At 64.1% G+C, this 680-nt stretch carries 1 protein-coding gene; it reads left to right on the top strand.

From position 1 onward, the window contains the following. Positions 1 to 680, top strand: a 680-nt coding sequence (locus tag CXQ89_RS17710; RefSeq protein ID WP_146067300.1) for a class I tRNA ligase family protein, incomplete at both ends; no start/stop codon positions are given.

The following is a 680-nucleotide window of genomic DNA, read 5'->3' as shown; positions in this document are numbered from 1 at the left end:
CCTGCACCCGATCGGCTGGGACTCCTTCGGCCTGCCCGCCGAGAACGCCGCCATCAAGCGCAACGCCCACCCCAGTGAGTGGACCTACGCCAACATTGACACGCAGGCCGCGTCCTTCAAGCGCTACGCCATCTCCGCTGACTGGTCCCGCCGGCTGCACACCTCGGACCCGGAGTACTACCGCTGGACCCAGTGGCTGTTCAAGCGCTTCTACGAGCGCGGCCTGGCGTACCGCAAGAATTCACCGGTCAACTGGTGCCCCAAGGACCAGACCGTGTTGGCCAACGAGCAGGTTGTCAACGGCGCCTGCGAACGCTGCGGCACCACTGTCACCAAGAAGTCCCTGAATCAGTGGTACTTCAAGATCACCGAGTACGCTGACCGGCTGCTCGATGACATGGATGAGCTGCGGGGCCACTGGCCCGAGCGCGTGCTGGCCATGCAGAAGAACTGGATCGGCCGTTCCGAGGGTGCGCACGTTAACTTCGTGATCGAGGGCGACGGCGGCAAACCCGCCAAGGACGTCACGGTCTTCACCACCCGTCCCGACACCCTGTACGGCGCAACCTTCTTTGTCGTTGCCGCGGATGCGCCCCTCGCCGTCGAGCTGGTTACGGATGAGCACGCGGCTGCCCTGGACGAATACCGTGAGCAGGTCAAGGCGCTCACCGAAATCGAAC

The organism is Arthrobacter sp. ZGTC212 (assembly GCF_002929255.1).
Taxonomy (GTDB): Bacteria; Actinomycetota; Actinomycetes; order Actinomycetales; family Micrococcaceae; genus Arthrobacter_B; species Arthrobacter_B sunyaminii.
Note: the sequence above shows the minus strand (reverse complement) of the source record. Positions and strands in the feature narration are given on the sequence as shown.